This is a genomic window from Arthrobacter sulfonylureivorans (genome assembly GCF_047607445.1).
GTDB lineage: Bacteria > Actinomycetota > Actinomycetes > Actinomycetales > Micrococcaceae > Crystallibacter > Crystallibacter sulfonylureivorans_A.
On record NZ_JBLKRT010000018.1, the window covers coordinates 20601 to 41718 of the forward strand.

Below are 21118 nucleotides of genomic sequence, written 5' to 3' on the forward strand. Positions count from 1 at the left end.
CGCCTGGCGATCACGGCAGATCACCCGTGAAGGAGACCGGAGCGTGGGTGCCGTTAAGGTCAAGGTACAGCACCGTTTTCGGAGCACCCGCAGGGACCAAGAAGGCGTACGTTCCTTCCGCTGAAGCGCCCGCCGCCACTGTGCCCACCAGGTCCGCTACCTGGACGCCGGTGTAAAGCGGCGCGGCCGGTACCTGATCGGAGCCGTACACCAGGGTGGGCACTACTGCCGATAGATCCAGTGTTTCCGCCGAACCGTTGCGGACGCTGACCGTGAAGCGCACGTACCGTGCCCCGGTCATCGCGCCGGCGCCCTGCTCGGTGACCACTCCCTCGCTGAAGTTGCCGGTCGAAACGGTGACCCCGTCGTCGTACTTCGCTTCGCCGGCGAAACTGGCGGCTGAGACCGCTATTCGTCTCTGTTTCCCGCTCTTCCCGCGGTCAACCATGGCGAATCCGGGCTTCTTGGCCTCGTATGCGGGGCCCCCGACGGGGCCCTTAGGCTGCCCTGCTTCCGGACTTGGCCTGGGGTCATCGATTGGCGCCGCCGAAGCGCCTGCGGTTCCGGGCGCCGGATGCTGCTCTGCCACGGCCGCTGCATTGGAACACGAGGTCAAGGCGGCGATCAGGGCTGCGGCGGCCATCAGCCGCCCACTTCTATTCATCAGTAGGCCCCCACGGGATTCAGCATGACTTTCGCTGTCCGCCACATGATGATCAGGTCGCCCAAGACCGACCAGTTCTCCACGTAATAGAGGTCGAGCCGGACGCTCTCCTCCCAGTCCAGGTCAGAGCGTCCGTTGATCTGCCACAGCCCGGTACAGCCCGGCTTGATGAAGAGGCGCCGGTGGGTATGGGTTTCGTATTTGCTGACTTCGTCGTGCAGAGGCGGTCGCGGCCCCACCAGGGACATGTCTCCCCGCAAGACGTTGTACAGCTGCGGCAGCTCGTCCAGCGAATACTTCCGGATCCAGCGGCCAACCCGTGTAACCCTGGGGTCGTCCCGAAGCTTGAAGAGGACTGAGTTGCCTTCGTTCAAATGCTTGAGTTGTGCGAGTTCGTCTTCTGCGCTGTCCACCATCGAGCGCAGCTTGTACATCCGGAAGGTCCGGCCGCCCTTGCCCACTCGCTCTTGGACGAAAAAGCCAGGGCCGCGGCTGTCCAGCTTCACGGCCGCCACCAGGATGGCGATGACCGGGGCAAGGATGGTCAGCGCGATGAGTGATCCAACGACGTCGAGACAGCGCTTGATGACGTGCCGGCCACCGGTGAATGACGGTAGTTCGACGTGCATCAACGGCAGGCCTTCAACCGGCCGGACGCGAATGCGCGGTCCGGCCACGTTGGTGAGGGCGGAGGCGACTACCAGTTCGGTGGAGGTCTTCTCCAGGTCCCAGCTGAGCCGCTGGATGTACCCGTTCCCGCGGTGCAATTGTCCGGCGACTATGACCGCGTCGGCGCCGCTGGCAGCTACGGCGTCTTGGATCGTATCCAGATTCCCCAGGACTGGCACGGCGTTCTTTCCGACCTGCAGGGCCGGGAACTTCAGCTTTCCTTCCAGCGCCACACCGACGACGTCGTAGGCGGCACCGGATTTTCGGGCGATCTGCGCCACCACGTAGCCCACGTCGTGGCGGTTCCCCATCACGATGACCTTGGACAGATAGTGGCCGAAGCGGCTCTGGTAGTTGAGCCAGCGCCGCCAGGCCCATCGCCCCGCCAGTAGCAAGATCAGCCCCGCGGGCCAGGTCAGGAAGAAGAATCCGCGCGGGCCGGGAGCGTCCAGGAACACGTAGCACACAGCCACCAGTCCGAACGTCGCTGCGCTGGCGTCCACGACGCGCTTGTACTCCCCCGCACCGACGCCGATCAGCCTGGGATCCCGGGTGCGCATCAGGCTGGTCATCCCGAACCACACCACGGCGATGAATCCCGCAACCGCGGCGGGGCCGAGGACGGCTCGTGACGATTGCTCGCCGGCCGAATCCAGCCAGATCGTCGAAGCCACCATCGTCGCGGCGATCAACAAACCGTCCGTGAGTCGGAGCATCAGCAGGTAGCGCCGGCGCCACGCAACTCCGGAATGAACCGCAGCCCTTGTCTGCGGTCGCGGAACGACGGTGCGAAAGCCAAATTCGCGGGTCAAGGTCATAGGACTGTGCACAGCAATTCTCCCTCAGCCTGAGCGTCGAGAACTGGAACCGGGGCGGCCTCCCGGTCTGGACGTAAAAGGAGCCGGCGGCGGCTGGGGGCAGGGCTTTGAAATCAAGCCCATGCGCCGCCGGCTCCGTATTGGGGGCCCTGGCTCGGCTCGGCTGCATTGAGGCAGCGGCAGGCAGGGCGATCTGCGTGCTCCCGGCGGGTATCCCCCCACCGGCCGGCAGAACACGCGAGATTAAGGAAGGGAGGGCGGCCGGGCCGCACTTTTCCCCCGAAAAGACCATCAATGATGTCGAACCCCCAGCTAAACCCCCACAAACAGCAAACTGTTTGAGAAGTTCTTCGTGCCCAGAAGCCTACGGATCCAGTCATGGGCTCTCACGAGTACTCACCACTGGGTTTTTTCTGAAGTCCTTGGGCCAGCCGGGGGCTCCCACTCAGTACCGGCGGACGGGTACTCGGAAGTACGATTCACCAGAATGCACGGCGGCCGGTCAGGGGCAACCCAAGCGCCGGGCAGTGCTCGTGGCGTACGGCTACTTGCCGATCAGTTTCGGAAGATCTTCCCGCCGGCTGATACCCAGCTTCGAAAACATCCGGTAGAGATGGCCTTCCACCGTGCGTGTGGACACGGAGAGCTCGTTGGCGATTTCCCTGTTCGAAGCACCGCGCCGCACCAGTGCAGCTATGGCCAACTCCCTGCGGGTCAGCTGCGGCAGTGCTCCAGCCGCCTGGGCCGGTATGGGCCTGGGAACCTCCGACAACTGCTCTCTGGCAGCAATGATGTCGCGGCGCACCTTGGCGAGCTGCGGATGTCGGGGCAGCTCCTGGGCGTATGCGAGGGCGTTGTCCAAACAGGCGGCAGCCATCAGCGTATAGCCGGCGTCGGTGGCCTCGGCTGCGGCGGAGGCCATGGCTTCAAGGTCTCCGTCGACATGGGCCTTCGCGATGCTGGCCAGAATCCTGCGGTCCGTCCCCTCCCCCTGATCAGGGGTATCCGCAAGGCGGAGCAGCAGGTCCACACACCCCAAATGAAGGCCCAGCTCCAGAGCTTGTGTTTCGACGGCGACCAGCCCGAGGGCGGCCAACTGGTCCGCCAGCTTCATCAGCTCCGCGGGATTTTCGTCCAAGGCTGCCCGCGCCGCCACAGCGTAACAGCGGCCGAGCATCAATGTGGGGGCATGTCCGGTGGCACGACCCGCCTCGAATTCGCCGCTGTAGCGTTCAGCCAGTTCTCTTTCGCCGCAGACAGCCGCGGCGTAGGCACCCAGTCCCAAGGCCAGTGGCAACAGCTGTTCCATGTCATGTTGGTGCAGTGCTTCGATGCTCATGCCGATCTGCGGCAATGCCAGGTCAAACCGGCCTTGCCGGCACAGCACCCTTGCCTGGGCCAGACCGACGGTGCCGCCGAAGTAAGTCGATGCCCGCGGTTCGGTGAACGGGTACAAGGCGAGGTCAGCTTCGGTCTGTTCCCATCTGCCCCCGAGGATCAGCAGTTCGAGGTGCCGGCGAACTACCAGCCCGGCGTGAACCGCCGTCGTATGGCCGCCGGTGCCCATCAGGTGCATGGCTTCAGCACTGGCCCGGAGCCCAGACTCAATTTTTCCGGAGTACGCCAGGGCCTCGCCCAACAGTGCCAGCGCCAGCATTCTGTTGACCGGTGTACTCGCGTCCTTCTGGGCCATGGCAGTCAATCCGGGCAGCGAACGTGAGTACAGGCCTTCACCGTTCAGCGCGTAGTACTCCAGCAATTGATTGCTGTCCCGGGCGATCTTCAGCTGCTCGGCGCCGGTTTCACCGTCAGGCAGCTGAGCTATGCGTTCAATCGCTGCGCGCCATTCTTCGGCGTATTTCCCCACACGTGATCCGGGTTTTTTGGCCGCCAAGACATATCTGGCCGACATCCACGCCGCGGCTTCAGCCGCTTCGAGACTCGTTGCCGCAGCTATGAGGCCACCGAGAAGTTCCTCCGCATCTTCGAGCTCATTTCGGAGCATCCGTGCGCGGGCAAGTTCAACTGTTGCCTCTACTGCCAGCTCTGGGTCCGTAATCTTCGCGGCAGTCCGAATGGCAAAGTCCGGATCGAAGAACTGGTTGGCCTCGGCTGCGGCACGCAGCAGGGCGCTGGAGGACACGGGGCTACCGCAGTCAAGCGCCCACTCGACCCAGCGGAGTGTATGTGCAGCGGGTTCATCCTCCGGATTGAAAACCTGGGTCAGCGCATTCCTCAGGTCCATCCGGCGTCCCATAGGCACGGTTTCGCGGATAACGGCGGCGACCAGGGGCTGCGTCAGCCGAGCGAGGCCCATCGGCGAGTCTTCATGCGTAATGAGTCCGTCATTTTCCAGGGCGTCCACAGCTGATGGGTTGCCCAGGTCCAGCAGCGCCGAAAGCGGCACCGGTTCGCCCAGTCCAATAGTTTCCAGCAGCATCCGCTCCGATATGGTACGGCTGGACAGTTGGGCCTGCACCAGGTCACCGATCAGCCGGCCTGGTTGGGGCGGTTCTCCCGACAGCACCCAGAACCCTTTGCGCTGCACCACGTGGCCGACGCTTCGGCTACGGTCAATGAGCAGTTTCATGAACAAGGGATTGCCCCCGGCCGCGGCGTGGAAATAACGGCTCGCGGATGGCAGGACATCGCCTCCTAGGTGGGAAGCACACAGGCTGTGTGCTTCTGCAGCCGTCAAGGGCGCAAGATCGATCCGACGCAACAGTCCATCTTTGCCCAACGCGAGCAGGTCATTCGGCAACTCTGTTATTGACCGGGTGAGCACCACCAGCCGCACTTCTTCGGCAGCTGTCAGCTGGGCCAGAAGCAATGCGGAGTCCGTGTCGAGATGCTGGGCATCGTCAACAACAACCACTGGCCGGACCCCAGCGCCTGTTTGAATCATCTCCAGAAACTCCCGAAAGCCGCGCAGGACGGCGAGCGCGGAGAGTGCGTCCGCAGAGGTCCCGAGGGATAGATGCGGCGCCATCGCACCGAACGGGACGGCGCTGAGAACCGGAGACCCTTGGATCCAGATGGCCAGTGTTCCATCCGCTGGGTCCTTGAGAACGTGGCGGACGAGCGCGGACTTTCCCATCCCGGCATCGGCCACGAGCACTGCACCATTCACCAGATCGGAGTCCAGGCTCGATTTGAGACCCTGGCGGAAAAGGGCGCGGCCGACGAAGGAATCGTCCCCCGCGCCGAAGGGGCTCACTTGCAGGACACCTCGAGCACATCTGAGAGCTCCGCCCTGCCACTGACATGCAGCTTCGCGTAAATCTGGTACAAGTGGCTCTCAATGGTCCGGACGGACACGACTAGTTCGTCCGCGATCTGTCGGTTCGTCAAGCCGCCGACGGCGCGCAAAGCGATATCCGTTTCCTTTGCGGTGAGCGGGGTGTGTGATTCACCCTGCACTCCGACCGGTCCCAACATTGCCCGATACTGCTGGGTGCGCGCCCTCGCCGCTGCGGTCCTTGGCCCATCGTTGGCGACCTGAGCCAACGAGACCGCAGCCAACGCTGCGTCCAGGGCAAACAAATCATGCCCGATCAGGTGGGCGCGCTCGGCGGCCAACAACAGCTGATCGGGGTCCCCGCCCGCCAACCCTTTGCCATAGTGCTCGCAGAGCCTGGCGAACGCACCCTGGACAATCGAGGCCTTAGTGGCTAGTTCTTCCGCGGCCGCGGATTCTCCAAGGCGCACCGCGCCGCTGATGGCAAACAGTTCGGCGGTGAGCGCCCCTCGTAAACGGTGCTGCTCGGCCTGTTCGAGCAGTTTGGCGGCGGCCACATCTTTGGACGTGAAGGAAGCAGTCGCCATCTCCAGGAAGTAGTCCCTGTCGCAGTCGAAGATCCAGGCAGCCCTGCTGTGGACGCTGCGGCATTCCTGCGCCATGCGAAGATACTGGCGGCCCTCTTCCACATCGCCGCAAAGGCAACTTGCATAAGCGGCCGCAGCCGAGGCGATCCCGACGAGACCGTCAGGATCAAACTGCCGCAGCTGGCTAATCAGCGGTCGGAGCGTCTTCAAGGCCTGGGCCGCACGGCCGCAATGGACCTGCATGACGCCCGCCGCCACGCTGGGAATTACGCTGGGAATGCGCCCCTGTGCGGCCTCAGGAGACTGCTCAACCTCGGAAACGGTGTCAGTCACCTGCCATTCCCGGGCAGTAAGTCGGACTACGGACAGGCCCCGGGCGGCTGATTCCAGTACCTCGGCGGGGTGCCCGTCCCGCTTGTGCCGCTCCAGAAGCGTCTGGGCGAGCTGCAACGCTTCCTCGTTCCTGCCCGCCACAGCCATGGCTTCGGCAAGGAGGCTCTCCGCACGGAGAGAATCTTCGCCACCGTTGCCCGGCAGGTCCTTCCGAGCCTGCTCCAACCCAGGAATGGATGAGGCATGCTGACCTTCACGCGCGAACAACTCGGCTTCGGCCAGCTCGATCCGAAGGCGCAGCTCCGCCTTGTCAGCGTCCTCTGGGACATTTCCTATCCGGTCCTTGGCCGCAGCGATCGTCCGGTGGGCGGATTCGTGGTCGCCGCCGTGATCGGCCAGTTCCGCCGTGACAAGGTCCAGCTCCAACTGTGCCCTGGGGTCCAACTGCATGTCCCCCAGCGATACAAGCAACTGCCGGGCTTTGTTTTCCTGTCCAGAACCGACCAGGGCAACCAGCTGGACCAGGGCTACTTCCGGATCGCCGTTTTCGTTTCCCAGCGAGTCAAGAATCCGCAAAGCGGTCTCGAAATCCCCTGCACGGTTCGCCAATCGGGCGCTTTCCAAGGCCAGTCCACGGTCTGCGTCTCTCCGGCAATCAAGCCGCCACAGGGTGTGCGCGAGCCGGCCGTTGGGGGTCAAGCCCGTGTCATCGGTGAGTCCTTCGAGCCGCTCCAGCAGTCTGTTGGCCCGGCCGGGAGGCACGTTGTCCCTGATGACCTCGCTCAAGAACCGACTGCCCACGGCCAGCACCGGCCCGTTGGCCAACCTGATACTGACCAGCCGCCGGGCCTCCAGTTGGTCCATTTCGTCCCGGCCTGCCACCGCGGTCGCAACCCACAGCGGCAGTTCCCCGACCAGCGCGCACATTTCCAAGAGGGAACGCTGGGCCGCGGTGAGAGGTCCGAGCCCCAGATCCACGACTTCGGCGATGCGTCCGCCGTGTTCGATCAGGTCATCGCGGCAAACCCACACGCCCTCGCGTTGCAGCAGATGGCCGGCGTCGCGTTGCTCCTCTGCCAGCGCCTGAAGAAGCATTGGATTGCCGCTGGACGCTCCCCAGAGTTGCATGGTGACCGTCTCTGAGATGGGGCCGCTGAGGGCTTCGGCGAGCATCTCCCGGCATTCCTCGGGCGACAGCCCTTCCAGGTCAAGCCGCTCCAGCCCGCCGTCGGTCCACATGCGCATCAGCTCAGGGGCGTGGGTCAGATCGCGGACTGCGGCCACCGGGGTCACGATGCCGGCTGCGGCCAACTGTGCGACGGCCATGGCGGAGTGGCTGTCCAGAAATTCCGCGTTGTCCAGGAACAAGATCACGGGCCGGCCTGCGGCCATAGTTCGGATCGCATCGGCGATGCCGCTGAGGATCCGCAAAGGATGACTCAGTTCCCCTTGGTGCCGGCTGAGGATGACGTTGAATGCCCCGTAGGACGTGCCTTCGAGTGAAGCAGAACCGCGCAGATGCACTACGTGCGTCTGGTCCCCTACACGTCGCAGGACGTGCTGGATCAGGGCCGTCTTCCCCACTCCAACTTCGCCGACAACCACAACACCTCGCCGGTCAGGACCAGACAGCAACGATCCAAGAGCCTCGACCTGAGCTGTGCGGCCGGAGAAAGGCCACAACAAAGTTGGCTGGGTCATACCGGTCCCCCCAAGAAACCGTTATTGCTGAATTCGGACCCCCAAGTCCGGATTCACTATCTAAAGTTGCAGCCGCAGGCCCCCCGCTCGATGAGCCTTCCTGCTGGCTGAAGCTCAGCGTACCTGCAAATCGCGATTCCCAACAGGGCCATTATTCAGGGCGACCTCGGTACATTGAGGAAACGAAGCCGGTCGGCGGGGCGCGTGCGAGCACAGATTCACGTCCCGGCGGTGGCCCGAAATGCGCCCGGAACTTGTCTTCGATGCCGACGCCGTTCTTCCGGCCGGCCACCGAAGTGGTGCCGCTGGCGGGGCGTGGGCATTGGAAAGGGGCCGACGATGGGATGGGGGTGGCCCAGTCTCGTAAGCCGCCCATCGTCGACCCCCGCGTGTGGAGCCAAATATGGCTAACTCGATTCTAGGCATCCGCGCCCGGACTGGCCAATCGACGGTTTTGTGACGCTAGAGACTCACTGCTGCTTCGCCGTGCCGTGGAATTTCTGCTGTGCCGCCAGCAGTCCCTCGCGCAGCAGAAGTTCGGCTGCGTCGGCGGCGTCGTCCACGAGGAACGGGAGATCTTTCTTTTCCGTCGTGGAAAAATCGCGCAGCACATGGTCCGCCGTGTCCATGCGCCCAGGCGGGCGGCCCACACCGATGCGGACCCTGTAATAGTCCTTGGTACCCAGCGCCTTGGACATGTCGCGCAGGCCGTTGTGCCCGCCTTCTCCCCCACCGATCTTGAGTTTAATCGTGTTGAACGGAATGTCGATCTCGTCATGCAGGGCAACCACATGGTCTGGTGCGATCGAGAAGAATTTGCACAGCGCCGCCGTCGGACCTCCTGAAAGGTTCATAAACGTGAGCGGCTTGGCAAGCACCACCCGTGGCCCTCCGATACCCAGACGGCCTTCCACTACCTGCGCGTGGGTCTTGTGAGACTTGAACGAACCGCCGATCCGGCGGGATAGCTCGTCGAGGGCCATCTGGCCAACGTTATGGCGATTGCCGCTGTATCCCGGACCGGGGTTGCCCAAACCAATCATCAGCCAGGTGTCGCTGCTCACGGGACAGGTGCTCCTTGGATGGTAGATGCAGGGGACCCAGGATCATCCTGGGGATAGACCGAAGCCCCCGGCGAATGCGTCAGGCAGTCGCCGGGGGCTTCGACGGGGAGTTGCTACTCGGCCGGGGTTTCGGCGGACGGAGCGGCTTCGGCTGCCTCGGCCTCAGGCTCAGGCTCTGCCACTGCCGGTGCGGAAACGGTGGCGATGACGGTATCTTCCGGAATCAGCAGGCTGACACCGGCGGGCAGCTCAATGTCGGTGGCGTGGACGTGCTCGCCGATCTCGCGTCCCTCCACGTTGATGGTGAGGGTCTCCGGCAGAGCGGTCGCATCGGCTTCAACCAGAACGGTGAACTCTTCCAGATCGAAGACGGCACCGGCGGCAACTTCGCCGGCAACGTGGATGTTGACGTCGACGTGCACCTTCTCGCCCTTGCGGACGGTCAGCAGGTCAACGTGCTCGATGATCTGGGCGATCGGATCGCGCTGGACGTCCTTGGCCAGGGCCAGGTGCTCCTCACCGTCAACATCCAGGGTCAGCAGGGCGTTGGCGGTGCGCAGGGCCAGCGTGGTGGCCTTCTGCGGCAGCAGAACGTGCAGCGGCTCTGCGCCGTGGCCGTAAATCACGGCGGGGATCTGTGCATTGCGGCGGGCGCGTCGTGCGGCACCCTTACCGAATTCGTTGCGGACTTCAGCGGCGAGCTTCTGCTCGGACATGGTGTTACTCCTTGTGCTGGATGGTTCAGGGCGGGTGTCTAGAAACCGTCCCGCCGCACCGAATACCAGCGCAGAGAAGCGAAGCTGCTAGCCACCGTCGATAACGGAGAGCCGGTTCCGGCTCTCCCTCGCCTAGGCAATGGCCCTACTTTACCAGTGCTGTGGCAGCTGCGGAAAACCACGGGGTCGGCGGAACTGAGCCAGCAGCCGATCAAGCGTTGGTGGTGGCCAAGGTTATGACTCCAAGGTTTTCCCATCCGCCCAGACTTAGCCTCCTGTCATTCGAACGGGCGGGACGGAGGATCATCATCATGGTCGGGGCATTGGTTCATGAATGGATCGCGCCGCTGGGCGGCTCCGAAAACGTCCTGGCAGGGCTGAGCCGGTTGTACCCGACAGCCCACCTGCATTGCCTGTGGAACGATGCCCCCGATCGATTCCTGCCGGAGACGGTGAACGAGAGCTGGCTGGCCCGCACCCCCTTGCGCCGGCACAAGCTGGCGGCGCTTCCGCTGATGCCCCTCGTCTGGCGCCACCGGCGTGCCCCCGCACGCTATTCCTGGATACTGACCAGCTCCCATCTGTTCGCCCACCACGTCCAGTTCCCCCACTGCACCCGGGATACCCCCAAGCTCTCCTATGTGCATTCCCCCGCCCGCTACCTGTGGACGCCCGAATTCGATCCCCGCGGAAGCCATCCGCTGGCTCGCGCAGCCGCGGCCGCGCTAAAACCACTGGATGCCTTCCGCGCCCAAGAGAGTTCCGCGGTGGCCGCCAACAGCAGCTTTGTCCGGGCACGGATCCGGCGGTACTGGGGACGGGACGCCGAGGTCATCCACCCTCCCGTCGGTGTTCACCGGATCGCTTCGGTTGGCGACTGGTCGTCGCTGTTGACGGAGCAGGAGTCCGCCGCCTTGGCGGCACTACCGGCAGACTTTGTCCTGGGCGCTTCCCGGCTGGTCCCCTACAAGCGGTTGGACAAGGTCATCGAAACCGGCCGTCTGCTGCAGCTGCCCGTCGTCATCGCCGGGATGGGTCCGCTGGCCCAGCAGCTCATGGCAGCAGGCCGATCCGCCGGCGTGCCCGTCCACTTGACCGGCAGGATTTCGGACGCTTTGCTATTCGCCCTCTACCAGCGTTGCCGGCTGTTCGTCTTTCCTGCGGTCGAAGACTTCGGGATCATGCCCGTGGAAGCGATGGCCGCCGGGGCTCCCGTGTTAGCCAATATTCTCGGCGGGGCGGCAGAAACCGTAGTCCATGGCGTCACCGGCGGCTTAGCCGATTTCGACGACGAGGACTCACTCCGCGCGGGGATCGCCGCCGCGCTCACGTCTGGCGCCAGTGCCGCCCGCCAGCGCGCGATGGACTTCGGCGAGGACATCTTCCAACAGCGGATGGGGGCTTGGGTCAGCCGCCACACCGGCGAGGCACCCCCGTTGCTGACGGCGGCAGCTGGCCCGGGAGCCCAACGGTGATCACCATCGACACCCGGTTCACGGGACACCATGGCATAGCCCGCTACGCCCGGGAGGTCACGGGCCGGCTCAGCGGGCTCGAATGGTCAGGATTAAGCAGCGGCCGCAATCCGTCATCTCCTGCCGGGCTGCTGGACGGGTTCCGGCTGGGCCGCAGCACCCGCCTGTTCTATACGCCCGGCTTCAACCCGCTTGCCAGCGCGGTCCCCCAGTTGCTGACCTTGCACGACTTGATCCATTTGCGTCCAGGCCTGCCCAACCGCTCCCAGCGTCTGGCTTACTACGAAGCATTGATCCGTCCAGTCATCAGGCGGCTCGGGCGGGTCCTCACGGTATCGGAAACCTCCGCCGAAGAAATCCGCCGATGGCTCCGTGACGACACGGTCGAAGTCATCAATGCGGGAAACGGCTGCTCGGGTGAGTTCACACCGGATGCTGCTGCTTCCACGCCCAAGCGACCCTACCTCCTCTACGTTGGGGCGCTTCGGCCGCACAAGAACGTTCCGACCATGCTGACGGCACTCGCCGGGTTGCCGGAGGCGAGGTTGATCGTGGTTTCCCCCGACCACACACGCTTCGGTACAGCGCTCGCCAGGCACGGACTCAGCCAACGGTCTGAAGTGCTCTCCGGGTTGGACGACCGCAGGCTGGCGTCCCTCTACCGGGGCGCGGCCGCCACCGTGCTGCCCTCCACGGCGGAGGGCTTTGGGCTGCCGGCAGTGGAATCGTTGAGCTGCGGCACGCCCGTGGTCTACTGGCAGGGCTGCAACAGCGTTCACGAAATCTGCGCCGGCTATGGCACCGCCGTTGCGTCGGCCACGGACGTCGGGCAGTGGCGCGAGGCACTCCGCAATGCGTTAGAGCAGCCTCAGCCGGTGAGTGGCTTCGACGCCGGACGCTTTTGTTGGAACAGGGTTGCTGACCGGGTAGGGGGTGTTCTGCGTGGGCTCTGACTTGCTCGCCGTCACCGCCGTCGTGCTCAATTGGAAAGATCCGGTGGGCACCAACCGGTGCGTCGAATCGCTGCTGGCGCCGGGAGGACCGGGCCAGGTGATCGTCGTGGACAACGAATCAAGCGGTTCGCTGCGCGAGTTTGCAGCGGCGCATGCCGGACGGGTGAAGCTGATCGAGTCCCGAAAAAACCTGGGGTTCGCCGCCGGCGTGAATTTGGGAGTCAGTGCCCGCAGCCCGGACACCAGATATCTGCTGCTGATAAACAACGACGCCGAGCTGGCGCCTGGGTGCCTGGACCTCCTGATCCGCCATGCCGTCCGCCGCCCTGAGGCCGGTATCGTCGCCCCGGTGATCCGCTTCCCGGACGGCAGGCTGCAATCTGCCGGGCACCGCTTCCGGCCAACCACCGGGTCCGTGCTGCCGCCGGCGGCCGGCAGCATCGCCGACTTCGCCACTTTCGCCTGCGTTCTGCTGCCCATCGATGTTCTCCACCGGGTGGGACTGCTCGATGAAGGCTTCTTCATGTACTGGGAAGACGTCGAATATTGCCTGCGCTGCCGCCGCTTCGGGCTGGAGACACACATTGTGCCCGACGCGACGGTGCTGCATCGGCTGTCCGCCTCGCATGGACGCGCGGGTGGATGGATTGATGCGTACTCGATGATGGGACTGGCGGTGCTGGCTCGGCGGCTTGGCGGCGCGGCCTACTGTGGGCTGGCTTGGCGCGCCATGCTCCGCCTGGGTGTGCGCGTCCTCCGCGGTGAATGGGCAGCGTCCCGCTGGGTGATGCGAGGCCTCAAGTTGGGGCTGGCTGCTGGCTCCGGCAGTGGGCATGCTGCCGTTGATGAGCTGCGTTCAGCGGTGGCGGCGCGGAGCTAGAACCAAGAAGGAGAGCATTCATGGGCGAGGTCGTGGTGTGGAAGAGCTGCTGGCTCCCCGGTTCGGAGACCTTCATTCGCCACCAGATGGATGCCCTGGTCAACTGGACCCCGAGGCCGCTGGGGCTACGGCGGCAGCCAAGCCCGTTGGCCCGCGAATCGGATATCTTGCTGGGGCGCCCGGGTCTGCGCGGCGGCTTGGAAGAACGTCTTCTGACCTTCTGTGGCTGGCATCCGCGGCTCGCAGCCTACCTGAAATCCCTGCAGCCGGACCTCATCCACATCCATTTCGCCTCAGAGGCGCGGGGCGTTGACCTGATAGCGCGGCGGCTGGGCATTCCGTATGTGGTGACCGTTCATGGCAACGACGTGACCGAAGCGCCGCGCCGGCCGGGATTCATGGGGTACCTGTACCGGCGCTCCGTTGCGCGGGTGCTTCGCGGCGCCGCCCACGTGGTTGCGGTTTCGGATTTCACCAAGGCGCAAGCCATCGCGCTGGGGGCAAGCGAACCGAATTGCAGCGTGGCGCATGTGGGTATTCCGGTGCCGGACCGGGTGGACCGCGCCGGCGGGTACGACGTTGTCTTCGTTGGCCGCCTGGTGCCGGTGAAAGGCGTGGACCATCTGCTGCGCGCGGTCGCTTCAGCAGAACGGAACGGCAACCGGAAAATCAGTGTAGGCATCGCCGGAGACGGACCAGAGCGTGACAAGTTGGTCCTTCTTGCCCAACAGCTTGGTGTTCAAGCGGACTTCCTGGGCATGCTGGACGGGCCTGGTATCCACACCCTGCTCGCCGGTGCGAAAGTCTTCTGTGGGCCCTCGGTGACAACGCCCACACACCAGACTGAGGGATTCGGATTGGTGTTTCTGGAAGCGGCCGCGCACCGTCTTCCGGTGGCTTCCTACCGAAGCGGAGGCATACCGGAGGCAGTCCAAGACGGAATTACGGGCTTGCTGGCACCGGAGGGTGACCTCATGCATCTCGCGGCCAACATCACCGTTCTACTTGAAGACGCAGATTTACGGGACCGAATGGGGCTGGCTGGCAGGGAGCGGGTGATGAGGGACTTCGACATCATGAGGACGACGGCGCGTCTTGAATCGATCTATGCGTCAGCGTCCCATTGAGCTGTCCCCGGTTTCGCGACGCAGCCTCCGCAGTGACTGCGCCGACCAATACCCACATCAGCAGAAAGCTCGCCTTACCGAACAAGGCCGAGTTCACAAACACAGCGGCGCAGAACTCGTAGATCCAGAAAGCCAACAGCCCTGCTGCTGCAAAGTGCCCGGTAGCCTTGATCAGCCGCACCAGCACCAAAGCCACTGCGGCCGCCAACACAGCAAACGCGGCGAAGAGCAGCAGGCCCCCCTCGGCCAGTACTTGCCAGGCGGCGCCATCAAGAATCACCACCGAGGTTCGGGCGTTGATCGAATCGGCCCTCTGCGTGTGGATGCCCTCCCCCACTAGTGGACTCTGCGCAAGAATCCGCCAGGCGACATCGATGAAATCGTTGTGGATCGCCGTCGAAGCCTGCACAGAGGGGTTTCGATTGAGGAAGAGGTCCCCAATGAGGAAGCTTGAGGCGACCCGGTCAAACGCCCCGGCGGCCCCCAGTGCCAGACCGGCGAGCGCCGCCGAGGCAGGCAGCACGCCGAAAAGCCCCCAGGCAGCTCCGCGATTCATCCGGCGTAGCCGAACGCCCCACCGGAGCAGCGCAGGAATGAGCAGCACGGCGCAAACGGCCACGGCACCTACGATGGCGATCCGGGAAAAAGTGGTCAGAACCGCCGCGAACAGCACGCACACGGCGGCAAGCCGTCGCCAGCTAAACCCGACAGCCAATTGGGCGGCCCACAGCGCAAGGAAAAGCACCAGCACGTTCGCGTAGACGATGGTGTTGCCGAGCAACCCGTTGGACCGGATAATATCCGTCCCCCAATAGCCAAAGAGGTCTGCGTCTGCCGGATGCAGCAGCCACACCGGCAGCACGCCGCGGAACACGAACTGGCAGATACCGAACAACGCGCTGGCGAGAGCCGACCACATCGCCACCCGGACCAGCATCCGTCGATCGCTGCTGCGGGGAACCGCAATGGCTACCGCGACCCCCGCCACGATGTAGAGCACTTGGCTTCGCAGGTCGAGCAGCTTCGCAGGGAATGCTTCCGGCCCGTGCGGCAGCAGAGCCAGGTAGGTGGCAAGCAGGAGCCCAAATAGAGGCAGCCACGCCGGGACGACGGCCCTGCCTCGGCAGCGAATGGTTTCTGCCACGGCTGCCAACGCCATCATCATGACCAGGGCATCAATGACCAGGCTGCCCGGCGCTATCCCGGCCGGCGCTGGCAGCAGGTTGATGATCCCGCTCGTGAAAACAGCGGCAATGAGTCCGGCCGCCAACAGTGGGGCAGCAGCCGGCGCCTGCCGAACTGCCGGCCGAGCGTCCCCCACGCGCATCCCCATCCGCTCAATGTAGGTGACTTTCTGGGCTTCCGACACCCGGTCGTCAGAAAATCCCAAGGCTGGCGGGTCGTGGCTGGACTAGACTGCGAGGCATCGCGTCGACTTGGGGGAGAGACGGAAATGAACGATGCATCATCCGGTGCGAAGCGCGGTCCGGTGGAGATTCGGGACTACGGGCGCCTGATCGCAACCTACTGGATCATCGTGGTGGCCTGTCTTGCGCTTGGCTTGGGCACCGCCCTGGCATGGACTCAAGTCCAACGTCCGCTGTATGCCACGCAGGCCAGCGGCTACATAGTAGTTGCACCCGGCCCGGACGTTGCCTCACTGCAGTCGGCGGAAAGCGTGGCACAGTCCAAAACTGCTGGCTATCTCTTCATCGCCGAGTCCCTTCCCGTCGCGGAGCGCGTTCGTTCGGAACTGGGTTTGTCCGCTCCGGCCGCGCAACTGCTGGAGCAAATCAGCGTCGACAATCCCACGGGAACGACGATCCTGCGCATCACGGCGGAAGCGGCCGAGGCTGATGACGCCGTCACCCTGGCTGACGCCTGGCTTGCGGCTCTGTCGAGGCAAATCCGTCAGATTGAAGGGCACTCCGGCGGTGCCGACGAACTGATCCGGCTGGACCCGCTTGGTACGGCGTCCCTGCCCCTTCGGCCCGTGTTCCCGAATCCCGTCTTGTCGCTAGGCCTCGGCGGACTGGGCGGCCTGGTCGTCGGCCTGGCCATTGCCGCCGTTCGCTCTGCGAGCGACCGCCGGGTTCGCAGCGCCGAGACAGTAGAAGCCATGTTCCAGTTGCCGGTGCTCGGCGTCCTGCCGCGGGAACGGAATCGCCGGCCGGTCCGAGGGAGAACCGGCGTCGAGCTGCCGTGGCCCCGTTCCGAGGCGATGCAGGATGCTCTTCGGTCACTGTGGACCGGCGTGCGCTTTACCGACGTCGGCAGGCCACTGCGCTCCATCGTCATTACCAGTCCGATGCCGCGGTCGGGTCGCTCTTTCCTTACCGCGCAGTTGGCCGTCACTATTGCGGCATCCGGTCAGCCGGTGATCGTGGTCGACGCCCAGTTACATGCACACTCCATCTCCGACATTTTCGGCGTCCAAGAGGGCCCAGGCTTCGGCGAATTGTTGGCCGGCACCTGCCGGCCTGAGGACGTCCTGCAAACCTGGGCGCGCCGCAGCAATTTGCAGGTGATTGCGGCAGGCAGCAGCATGGGCGAACCCGATGAGCTGCTCGGCACGCCCGCCGCCGGCGTCCTGCTCGCTCAGCTGGCCCAGCGGGCTATTGTGCTGGTGGACGCGCCGCCCCTTCGGTCCGCGCCGGAGGTGGCGGTTCTGACCAAGATGGCAGACGGGGCGCTGGTGGTGGTTCGGGAGGATACCCAGGACGACGAACTGGGTGACGCCGTGCGCTCCCTGGCGCGGGCTGGCGCGTCCATCTTGGGTGTGGTGATGAACCGCCTGCCCTCCCGTATTGCCCGCGAGCGCCACGATCACCGGGAACGTGCCGTTCATGCCGCGCACAACGGGGTTCCCTCGTCGCCGTTGGTTACCGGGATAGCGGCTTCCAATCCGGCCGAAATCCATAGCCCCGCCGTGGCGCTGGAGCGTTAATTCGGCTGCACCTTCGAAGTTCCCCGCAGGCAAGGGCGTGCGCATGCTTCGTCCGGTTTCTGCCCGGCTCCCCTGCGGAAGAGCCGTTGCGGTGCCTACGGTACTCTCGTGGGCCGATCCGCCCGGGCCCGAACCGAGAGCCGGGCGGCCGCAGTTCTCAGCCCCTGTCCCAGCGCCCAGAGATCTGAACGGCGCGGGCGCAGCAGCAGTCCCGGTGGTATGGCGAAGCAACGCCAGAGCCACAAGACGTTCAGGCCGCCGGCGAGGACGTTGCCAGCCAAGGCCGCGATGGCCGCCCCCATGGCACCCCATCGTCCGGCCAGCAGCATCAGCAGCAGCACGTTGGCCAGCAAGGCGGCCCCCAAAGACCAGCTGCGCAGCCCCGGCCGGCCCCGCGCGCCAAGGCCGGCGCCTGCCACGGAACCCGGATTGCCGAGCACCGTCCCCGCCAGCAGCACGCACAGGACCGGCACGGCCGGCATGAAGTCAGTCCCGAAAAACTGCGGCACAGCCCAGGCTGACAACGCGATCAGGCCGGCGGCAACCAGGACGGTGATTAAGGTGGAGATCCGTGCTGCCGCCCCCAGCCGATGCTCGTCCTGGTCAGCCGATTCTGCACTGAAAATGACGTCCTTCACCGCCGCATTGAACACCAAGGAGACCTCGGCTATGGTCGCGGCAACGGCGTAGATGCCCAGCTCCGCGACGCCCGCCAACGGGGCAAGCAGCAGTTGGTCTGCCCGCATCAACAGAATCCCGGTCAAAGCTCCTGGCCACAGGACCATTCCGTACCTGAACAGCCCGCTGTCGCTCTCCGGACCGTACGGACGGCAGCCCGGGAGTTGCCGGACCAGGGCAGGCAACCGGATATAGACGGCTGCACCAATGAAATAGCTCACCGCGATGGCGGCCACCGCAGACTCGGGGGTCAAAGCCCCCGACAGCGCCAACAGGGCGACGGCGGCCAGCCGCACCAGGGCGGCGAGGATGCGGTCCGCGCTGATCAGCCCCCACGCTTGACAGCCGGCGGCCGCGCCCCGCAAACCTCCTACCAACAGGGCTGGTGTCAGGGCCAGGACTGCCAACCGGATCAGGCCGACAACCCGATCGTCCCCTCCGGACAGCAGCGGGGCGGCCGCCATGAGCGCTGCCGTGCCGACGATGCCCGCCAGCAGAAGTAATGCCCCGGAACGGGCCAGGAGGCCTCCTACATAGTCCCGGCCCCGCGCCACAAAGTAGGTCAGTGCTTCGGGCAGTCCGAAAGCCGCGGCAATGGTGGCCACCAGCAAAACGGCGTTGGCCGCTGCCAGTTCTCCACGTCCCGTGACGCCCAGGGACTGGGCCAGCAGTGGGGCGATGACAAGGCCTGCCAGCGGTGGCACCAGATTGCCGAAGGTGGTGAGCGCCACGTATCGGCCCAGGTGCGCGGAGTTCATGGTGCCGTCCGGCCGGAACCAAAGAGCCACGGCGGCACCGCACCTGCGAGGCGGCCTTTGGCGATCCGATACAAATGCCGCAGTAGAGCGTAGGGGTGTGCAGCCAGCAAGGGCCAATGCTTGCAGACTATACGTTCCAAGGCGGCGTAGTACGCTGGGTCGTCTTCGCTGATGCTGTCCGGCTGCCGGTAGACATTGACCAGTACCTTCGGAACCAGCACCACCTGCTGCCTCCGCTGCCGCAGCATTCCGAGCCACAGGTCCCAGTCCTGAAGCCTGCGCAACACAGGATCGAACCCTGCGCTGGCAGCCAACAGCGCCTTGTCGACCAAAACCGTCTGGGTCGATATGTGGTTTTCACGCAGCAGCTGACGACGGTGCCCCCCGGGAGGAACCACTTCGTCGGGCACCAGCCGGCACGGCCGGCCCGGCTCGTGCACGGCCTGCCGGCAAAAAACCAGCGCCGGTCCCCCAGCAGCTTGCCGCGCCGTCAGTTGCGCCTGCAACTTGCCCGGCAACCACTCGTCGTCGCTGTCTTGGAAAGCAACCAGCGTTCCTTCGGCCAACTCGATGCCCCGGTTGCGTGCCGCGTTGGCCCCGGCATGCGGCTGCCGGATATACCGGATCCTGGAGTCCTCTTCGGCGATTTGGCCGACAACGCGGGCTGTCTCGTCCGTGGAGCCGTCATCGATTACCAGCACCTCCAGCACCGGCGGGGACTGCTCAAGGACGCTCCGCACCGACCGCTCTACAGTGGCAGCGCGGTTGAATACCGGGATGACAACGCTGACTCCTGGCACTGCCATCAATAGGCCCCGGCTCCGAGGAGCACAGCCCGAACCGTCCGGAGGATGATGGCCACGTCACCGGCGAGCGACCAGTTCTCCGCGTAATACAGGTCCAATCGGACGCTTTCATCCAGGTCCAGGTCACTGCGCCCGCTGACCTGCCACAGCCCGGTGATGCCGGGCTTGACCAGTAGCCGCCGACGCATGGCCGCATCGTAAAGCTCCACTTCTTCTGCCACTTGAGGACGGGGGCCTACCAACGACATATCGCCGCGGAGAACGTTGATGAGCTGCGGCAGTTCGTCAATGGAGTACTTGCGGATGAAGGCCCCGACCCGGGTTACCCGCGGATCCCGCTTCGTCTTATAGAACGCCCTCATTCCGCCACCGAGGACTTTGAGCAGTTGTTGCTCGGCATCGACGGTCATGGAGCGGAATTTGAGGATCCGGAACGCTTTGCCGCCCAGCCCGATCCGTTCTTGGACGAACAGGACCGGTCCGGGGCTGTCCAGCCTGACAGCGGCCGCCACCAACAACAGCAGCGGCAATGCGATCATCAGTCCAGCACCTGCCGCAACCACATCGAAGGCCCGCTTGAGGACGTACTTTGCACCGTCAAAATGCGGCAACTCAATCCGCATCAGGGGCAGCCCCTCGACCGGGCGCCAGTTGATCCTGGGTCCGGAGATGTCCCCCACGCTGCTGGCCACCACCAGGACTGTGCCCGTCTCCCCCAGCGCCCAGCCCAGCTCACGGAGTTCGGTCCGGCCCAACTCGGATCCGGTGATCACCACGGCATCGATGTCCAGGCGCCTGACTGCTTCATGCACGTCGTCGGGCGCTGCCACGACCGGAATGGTGGAAGAGCCCCCAAGCTCGACAGTCCCGGAGTTTGTCTCCCCCACCGCGGCGCCGACGATCCGGTAGCCACAACCAGGCGTCTTGAGCATCCGGCGGCCGACAAACTCCACATCGGCGGCGGGTCCGACCAGCAGTGCCCGCTCGCACAGCGCGCCGGTGGCCCGCTTGTTCGCAAGCCAGCGCCGCCAGCAGTGCCGGGTCAGCAACAGCGCGGCAACCCCGGTCGGAAGCGCCGTGACCAGCAGGCCTCGTGCCACGTCGATTTTCAGGAGCGTGGCGCAGATGGCGAATAGCCCGAAGGCCGCAAACGTCGCATTGATGACGCGCCGGTACTCATCGGTCCCTGAGCCCAGGATCGGAATCGCGCGGCTCTGGCCGACGGACATCGCTGCCAGCCAGATGGCGCACAGCGTCCCCGCGAGAAGCCAGGAGGACCCGGACATGATCTGAAGCCGTTCCAGGCTCCTTCCGGCCCACAGGCTCTGGGCGAAGACAACGGAACCGACGATAACGACCGTATCCGACACCAGCAGGCCAATCAGCAGGGAACGTCTCCAGCCGCGTTGGGATGAGCGGCGGACGTGTGGGAATGAGTGCGGCTCGGAGGAGCCGCGGAACCGCCCTTTGCCTGCGTATCCTAGCGGCATGCGACTTACCACAGTCATGCTGCGGCCCCCCTCCGGTGATGCTGACGTCCTAGGAATATCACCAGATTCTTGGGCAAACCTTGAACGTTGCAGCAGCCGGTCCGGCCCAACGGGACTGTAGCGAACACTCGGATGGAATGCGCTCCGCACGGGCTCACGGGAAGAGGGTCAGCTCCGGTTCACCAGGTGGATTGACCAGCGCCGGCCACAGAAC

15 protein-coding genes are annotated in these 21118 nt (G+C 64.8%); 5 read left to right on the forward strand and 10 right to left on the reverse strand.

Annotation, left to right across the window (positions count from 1 at the left end; genetic code table 11):
- Positions 1-10: 10 nt before the first annotated feature.
- The 6 genes from ACMX2H_RS10300 to ACMX2H_RS10325 form a co-directional block, all read right to left on the reverse strand.
- A complete protein-coding gene (locus ACMX2H_RS10300; RefSeq protein ID WP_414960406.1) occupies positions 11-448 on the reverse strand; it encodes a hypothetical protein in 438 nt (145 codons plus the stop codon).
- A 215-nt stretch (positions 449-663) separates the two neighbouring features.
- Positions 664-2163 (reverse strand): sugar transferase, encoded by a 1500-nt coding sequence (locus ACMX2H_RS10305; RefSeq protein WP_414960407.1) that lies wholly within the window; start codon positions 2161-2163, stop codon positions 664-666.
- A gap of 532 nt (positions 2164-2695) precedes the next feature.
- Positions 2696-5368: a LuxR C-terminal-related transcriptional regulator gene (locus ACMX2H_RS10310; RefSeq protein ID WP_414960408.1), complete on the reverse strand. Its 2673-nt coding sequence runs from the start codon at positions 5366-5368 to the stop codon at positions 2696-2698.
- Positions 5365-8010 carry a helix-turn-helix transcriptional regulator gene (locus ACMX2H_RS10315; RefSeq protein ID WP_414960409.1) on the reverse strand — a complete coding sequence of 882 codons (2646 nt, stop codon included), beginning with the start codon at positions 8008-8010 and terminating at the stop codon, positions 5365-5367. The genes ACMX2H_RS10310 and ACMX2H_RS10315 overlap by 4 nt, the downstream gene beginning before the upstream one ends.
- A gap of 470 nt (positions 8011-8480) precedes the next feature.
- Positions 8481-9053, reverse strand: coding sequence for an aminoacyl-tRNA hydrolase (gene pth, locus ACMX2H_RS10320; protein WP_414960452.1), 573 nt, complete (start codon positions 9051-9053; stop codon positions 8481-8483).
- A gap of 134 nt (positions 9054-9187) precedes the next feature.
- The gene (locus ACMX2H_RS10325) at positions 9188-9790 is read right to left on the reverse strand and encodes a 50S ribosomal protein L25/general stress protein Ctc (protein WP_414960410.1); all 603 of its coding nucleotides are present in this window, start codon (positions 9788-9790) and stop codon (positions 9188-9190) included.
- A 311-nt stretch (positions 9791-10101) separates the two neighbouring features.
- On the opposite strand from ACMX2H_RS10325, the gene ACMX2H_RS10330 reads away from it, so the two are divergent.
- Genes ACMX2H_RS10330 through ACMX2H_RS10345 form a run of 4 tightly spaced genes read left to right on the forward strand, consistent with a single transcriptional unit; the run spans position 10102 to position 14225 of the window.
- The gene (locus tag ACMX2H_RS10330; RefSeq protein ID WP_414960411.1) at positions 10102-11265 is read left to right on the forward strand and encodes a glycosyltransferase; all 1164 of its coding nucleotides are present in this window, start codon (positions 10102-10104) and stop codon (positions 11263-11265) included.
- Entirely contained in the window at positions 11262-12218 is a 957-nt protein-coding gene (locus ACMX2H_RS10335) for a glycosyltransferase family 4 protein (RefSeq protein ID WP_414960412.1), read from the forward strand. Before ACMX2H_RS10330 ends, ACMX2H_RS10335 begins: the two co-directional genes overlap by 4 nt.
- On the forward strand, positions 12208-13098 hold the full coding sequence (locus tag ACMX2H_RS10340) for a glycosyltransferase family 2 protein (protein ID WP_414960413.1): 891 nt from the start codon (positions 12208-12210) through the stop codon (positions 13096-13098). The genes ACMX2H_RS10335 and ACMX2H_RS10340 overlap by 11 nt, the downstream gene beginning before the upstream one ends.
- 20 nt (positions 13099-13118) lie before the next feature.
- Positions 13119-14225 (forward strand): glycosyltransferase, encoded by a 1107-nt coding sequence (locus ACMX2H_RS10345; protein WP_414960414.1) that lies wholly within the window; start codon positions 13119-13121, stop codon positions 14223-14225.
- Here the strand turns inward: ACMX2H_RS10345 and ACMX2H_RS10350 are convergent.
- On the reverse strand, positions 14173-15495 hold the full coding sequence (locus tag ACMX2H_RS10350; protein WP_414960415.1) for a hypothetical protein: 1323 nt from the start codon (positions 15493-15495) through the stop codon (positions 14173-14175). The genes ACMX2H_RS10345 and ACMX2H_RS10350 overlap by 53 nt on opposite strands.
- 183 nt (positions 15496-15678) lie before the next feature.
- Here ACMX2H_RS10350 and ACMX2H_RS10355 point away from each other — a divergent pair, with 183 nt between their 5' ends.
- Positions 15679-17172, forward strand: coding sequence for a tyrosine-protein kinase domain-containing protein (locus tag ACMX2H_RS10355; RefSeq protein WP_414960416.1), 1494 nt, complete (start codon positions 15679-15681; stop codon positions 17170-17172).
- Positions 17173-17267: 95 nt separating this feature from the next.
- Here ACMX2H_RS10355 and ACMX2H_RS10360 read toward each other — a convergent pair whose 3' ends face one another.
- From ACMX2H_RS10360 to ACMX2H_RS10370, 3 genes are read right to left on the reverse strand one after another with little or no spacing between them, the layout of a single operon-like run.
- Complete coding sequence (locus tag ACMX2H_RS10360; protein ID WP_414960417.1) at positions 17268-18638, reverse strand: lipopolysaccharide biosynthesis protein; 1371 nt, start codon at positions 18636-18638, stop codon at positions 17268-17270.
- Positions 18605-19414, reverse strand: a complete 810-nt coding sequence (locus tag ACMX2H_RS10365) for a glycosyltransferase family 2 protein (RefSeq protein WP_414960418.1) — start codon at positions 19412-19414, stop codon at positions 18605-18607. Before ACMX2H_RS10365 ends, ACMX2H_RS10360 begins: the two co-directional genes overlap by 34 nt.
- Complete coding sequence (locus ACMX2H_RS10370; protein WP_414960419.1) at positions 19414-20904, reverse strand: sugar transferase; 1491 nt, start codon at positions 20902-20904, stop codon at positions 19414-19416. Before ACMX2H_RS10370 ends, ACMX2H_RS10365 begins: the two co-directional genes overlap by 1 nt.
- Positions 20905-21118 lie beyond the last annotated feature (214 nt).

Coding starts and splice junctions, on each gene's coding strand:
- ACMX2H_RS10330 (WP_414960411.1), top strand. CDS start 10,102: ATGGTCGGGGCATTGGTTCATGAATGGATCGCGCCGCTGGGCGGCTCC.
- ACMX2H_RS10315 (WP_414960409.1), bottom strand. CDS start 8,010: ATGACCCAGCCAACTTTGTTGTGGCCTTTCTCCGGCCGCACAGCTCAG.
- ACMX2H_RS10365 (WP_414960418.1), bottom strand. CDS start 19,414: ATGGCAGTGCCAGGAGTCAGCGTTGTCATCCCGGTATTCAACCGCGCT.
- ACMX2H_RS10300 (WP_414960406.1), bottom strand. CDS start 448: ATGGTTGACCGCGGGAAGAGCGGGAAACAGAGACGAATAGCGGTCTCA.
- pth (WP_414960452.1), bottom strand. CDS start 9,053: ATGATTGGTTTGGGCAACCCCGGTCCGGGATACAGCGGCAATCGCCAT.
- ACMX2H_RS10325 (WP_414960410.1), bottom strand. CDS start 9,790: ATGTCCGAGCAGAAGCTCGCCGCTGAAGTCCGCAACGAATTCGGTAAG.
- ACMX2H_RS10355 (WP_414960416.1), top strand. CDS start 15,679: ATGAACGATGCATCATCCGGTGCGAAGCGCGGTCCGGTGGAGATTCGG.
- ACMX2H_RS10370 (WP_414960419.1), bottom strand. CDS start 20,904: ATGCCGCTAGGATACGCAGGCAAAGGGCGGTTCCGCGGCTCCTCCGAG.
- ACMX2H_RS10345 (WP_414960414.1), top strand. CDS start 13,119: ATGGGCGAGGTCGTGGTGTGGAAGAGCTGCTGGCTCCCCGGTTCGGAG.